Source organism: Chroococcidiopsis sp., from assembly GCF_051657925.1.
In the GTDB taxonomy this organism is placed as follows: Bacteria; Cyanobacteriota; Cyanobacteriia; order Cyanobacteriales; family Chroococcidiopsidaceae; genus Chroococcidiopsis.
The window spans coordinates 1-4093 of record NZ_JBOFLP010000178.1 but is presented as its reverse complement, the minus strand read 5'-3'; the positions used below and the strand labels follow the sequence as shown (position 1 = coordinate 4093).

The 4093-nt window shown below is 41.8% G+C and carries 3 protein-coding genes and 1 pseudogene; all 4 read left to right on the top strand.

Features of this window, described 5'->3' with window-relative positions; all coding sequences use genetic code 11:
- Positions 1 to 940: HlyD family secretion protein (locus ACRC32_RS14430; protein ID WP_438554624.1), on the top strand; the 940-nt coding region annotated here is incomplete at its 5' end.
- 2 nt (positions 941 to 942) lie between these two features.
- Positions 943 to 2409 (top strand): GT4 family glycosyltransferase PelF, encoded by a 1467-nt coding sequence (gene pelF / locus ACRC32_RS14425; protein ID WP_438554623.1) that lies wholly within the window; start codon positions 943 to 945, stop codon positions 2407 to 2409.
- Between the two features lie 408 nt (positions 2410 to 2817).
- Positions 2818 to 3726 carry an NmrA family NAD(P)-binding protein gene (locus ACRC32_RS14420; protein ID WP_438554622.1) on the top strand — a complete coding sequence of 303 codons (909 nt, stop codon included), beginning with the start codon at positions 2818 to 2820 and terminating at the stop codon, positions 3724 to 3726.
- A 5-nt stretch (positions 3727 to 3731) separates the two neighbouring features.
- Positions 3732 to 4093: pseudogene (locus ACRC32_RS14415) on the top strand (AraC family transcriptional regulator); the annotation flags it as partial.

Genomic DNA, 4093 nt, shown 5'->3' with positions numbered 1-4093 from the left:
TATTCAAGAACAACAATTAACTAGACAACAACAACAAGAAGCACTCCAGCAACAGCAAACCGCTCAACAGCAAATCTTTGAGTTAGACCAAAAAATTAAACGTCTCAAGTATGATTTAGCTCCTTTAAGGGCAGAAATTGCGGAAGCTAATTTACAAGTATCATTAGCTCAAAGTCAGGCAGAAAAACTACCTGTACACCAGCGACAAGATTCAGTAGCAAGAAGTAAAGCTATTTACGAACGAGCCACATCAAAGTTTAATCGTTTAGACAACCTTAATAAACAGGGGGCAATTCCTCAAGAACAGTTAGAACAAGCAGAATCAGAACTAGAAATAGCTAAAGTAGATTACCAAACAGCGATCGCTGCTGCTAATGCTAACTCTAAATTACAACAAAATCAAAAACAACTATCGCACCTACAAGAAGAATTAGCCATCCAAGAACAACAAGATGCGATCGCGCAATTGGAAAAGCAAAAGCAAACTGCTCAACTGCAATATCAACAAGCGACAGAGAAATTAGCTCTATTGCGTCAACAAGCTACACAGCTTAATCAATATCAAATCCCGCAAGTCAACACGGTGATCAAAGCGACGGAAGCAGGCATCATCAGCGAAATACCAGTCTCAGTCGGCGATCAGATCTATGCTGGTAATACAGTCATTGGGTTAGCTCAATTAGCACAGTTAAAAGTCACAGTACCAGTAAATGGACGTTTAATTAATGTTTTAACTCCCGATCAAAAGGCTTTGATTCAAATTGGCGAAGGCGTGACAGCCCAAAAATTTGAGGGTAAGATCGCGGTGATTAATCCTATCCCCGATGAAAAGTTGAACTATTTGGTTGAAGTAGAATTTGCTAACCCGACTAACTCTTTGATTATTAGTCAATTAGCTCAAGTACAATTCCTACCTCAGAACATTACTGGAGGTAATTAAATTTGTCCCGACCTTCTGTACTGTTGACGACTGAAGGAACTTATCCCTTTGCTAAGGGGGGAGTTAGTACTTGGTGTCATGTTTTAACTCAACAGTTACCAGAAATCGATTTTAAACTGCTGGCGATCGTCGCTAATCCTTATCAAAAGCTTAGTTATCAATTATCTGCCAATGTTTTAGAAGTATTAAAAATACCCTTGTGGGGGACAGATGATCCAGTTGAATATAGCTGGCGATCGCCCTTTTCTTTAGCTCTTCAAAGTAAAAAAGCAGTCACCCCTAGTTTAATTAACAATAAATTTTTGCCTCTTTGGTCATCTTGGTTACGGATCGTCTTACTTACGGAAGTAGAACCAGAATCTTTTGGTCAGCTTATCTTAGCTATTCATGAATACTTTCTCCACTACGACTATCACAAAACCATGAATTCCCCAGAAGTGTGGGCAGTTTATAAAGATCTGACTTGGGATTATTGTCAACAAGCATCTTTAACTGAAGTAACACTGGCGGAATTAACCGAGGCAATGCGCGTGCTGTATCGATTTTTAATCTCTATTCACGTACCCGTACCCAAAACAGACATTACTCACTCCTCAGCAGCAGCTTTTTGTGGCTTACCCTGTGTGATTGCCAAATTACAACGCGGTACACCCTATTTACTCACCGAACATGGTATTAATATTCGAGAACAATATTTAAACCTCAATCAAAATATTTCCTCTTTATTTGTCCGTAAATTTTTATATCGTTTGATGGGGGCAATAGTTAAAGTTAACTTTCATTTTGCCGATTTAATTTCTCCAGTTTGTGAATATAATGCCCGTTGGGAACGTTGGTGGGGAGTACCGCCAGAAAAAATCAAGGTAATTTATAACGGTGCTGATCCAGAGAAATTTCATCCTACACCCCCTGTAGCCAAAGAACGTCCTCAAGTAATGAATATGGGCTTGATCTTTCCCCTCAAAGGTCAACTGGATTTGATTAAAGCTGCGGTGATCGTGCGCGATAAAATTCCCAATGTCGAATTTCGTTTTTATGGTAAAGCCTCTGACGAAAACTATTTCGCTCAATGTCAGGCAGTAGTAGACAAACACAACCTAGAATCAACCATAAACTTTGCAGGTTTTACTAGCGAACCTTGGCGGGCATATAGTGAGGCTGATGTAGTAGCTATGTCTAGCATTTCCGAAGGCTTTCCCTTTGCAATTATCGAAGCAATGCTATCTAGGGCGACAATTGTTTCGACTGATGTGGGTGGAGTGCGAGAAGCGATCGCCGATACAGGCTTAATGGTGCGTGCAGGTGAACCAGAACAAATGGCAGAAGCGATACTCAAGTTACTTTTGCTGCCTCCAGAAGAGCGATCGCAATATGGTCAACGAGCTTTGGAACGTTCTTTAAAATTATTTACTCAAAAGACTTTTCTTTCAGAACACTTGGATACTTATTACAAGTTGTTAAAGCACTGAGCAACAATGCGATCGTCTTCTATATTTGGATTTTTCTATAGCCTGAATTAAAAATTGAACTTTTTGAAAAAAATTTCTGCTCGCCTGTAAGAAATTGTGTTGCTCCTAGTTGTTGCTTCTCATGAATAGGTCGAGGTACTTTCAGTTTTCCTTTCAATTCATATCTAACAATTCTGTGTAGTGTTGGATAACTTATTTCAATATCTTGACAGATGAAAAGCTATAATTATGCTGCCTCATTACGCGACACAAAATTACGTGTGCGTCCTCAATCCAAGCAACGAGACATTGAAAAATTCCTCATTTTGGCTACAACAAACTGCGATTCGACTAAGTTTTCGCACGAAAAACTTTCTAACATGAAACATAACTGCCTCATTTAGGAAAACGTTTGATAAGGTGAAATTCATGAAAATCGTAGTGACAGGCTCTTTGGGACACATCAGCAAACCATTAGCGACAGAATTGGTGAAAAACGGTCACGATGTGACGGTTATCAGCAGCAAAGCCGAAAGGCAAAATGATATCGAAGCCATTGGCGCGAAAGCCGCGATCGGTGTGATGAAAGATACAGATTTTTTGACGGAAACGTTTCGCGGCGCGGACATTGTTTATTGTATGGAAGCGACCGACGCGAACGCCTTTTTCGACCCGAATCTCGATGTCATAGCAGCAGTTACTCAGATCGGCAGAAACTACAAACAGGCGATTCATGATTCGGGCGTAAAACGCATCGTGCATTTAAGCAGCATTGGTGCACATTTGAGCGAAGGTAACGGTCTGCTGCGGTTTCATCACAACGTCGAAAACATTTTGCGCGAATTGCCCGAAGATGTTTCCATCAAGTTTATGCGCCCGGTCGGATTTTATTACACTTTGCTGTCAGTTATACCGATGATCAAAATGCAGGGCGCGATCATTGCCAATTACGGTGGTGATGAAAAAGACCCTTGGGTTTCAACGCTCGATATTGCGGATGTAATTGCCGAAGAAATGGAAAGACCTTTTCGTGGCAGAGAAATTCGCTACATCGCCAGCGATGAGGTTTCGCCGAACGAAATCGCTGGAATTTTAGGCGAAGCCATCGGTAAACCGGATTTGGAATGGCGGGTTATTTCAGACAAACAATGGCTCGACGATTTAATCGCCACGGGAATGAATCCGCAGACCGCCGAAGGTTATGTAGAAATGCATGCCGCGCGGGACGTTAATTTGTATGAGGACTATTACCGCCATCGTCCCGAACTGGGTCAAAGAAAATTGAAGGATTACGTCAAGGAATTTGCCGCCGTTTACAATCAAACCTCAGCAAGCTAAAAAAGATGCAGCCTTACCGCTTCAAAACGATCAGCGAATATCACAAGAGTATGGGGTTGCCCGCGCCAACGCATTCGCTCGTCAGCGTGATTGATTTGGAATCCATCCAACAATCGCCTGCCGAGCGTTGGACGGGGATTGATAAGCTCAGTCTCGTTTTTGATTTTTACACCATTGCGCTCAAATGGAATCTCCACGCTAAATTCAAATACGGTCAGCAAAAATACGATTTCGACGAAGGCGTAATGTTTTTTATGTCCCCCGGTCAGGTTTTCGGCATTGAAATTGACGAATCCGGCAAAAAACTGCACCGACCGACGGGCTGGGCGTTGCTCATTCACCCAGACTTTTTGTGGAACACTTCGTT

Bases quoted from the DNA above. Each gene is read 5' to 3' on its own strand.
- ACRC32_RS14420 (WP_438554622.1), top strand. From the start codon at position 2,818: ATGAAAATCGTAGTGACAGGCTCTTTGGGACACATCAGCAAACCATTA.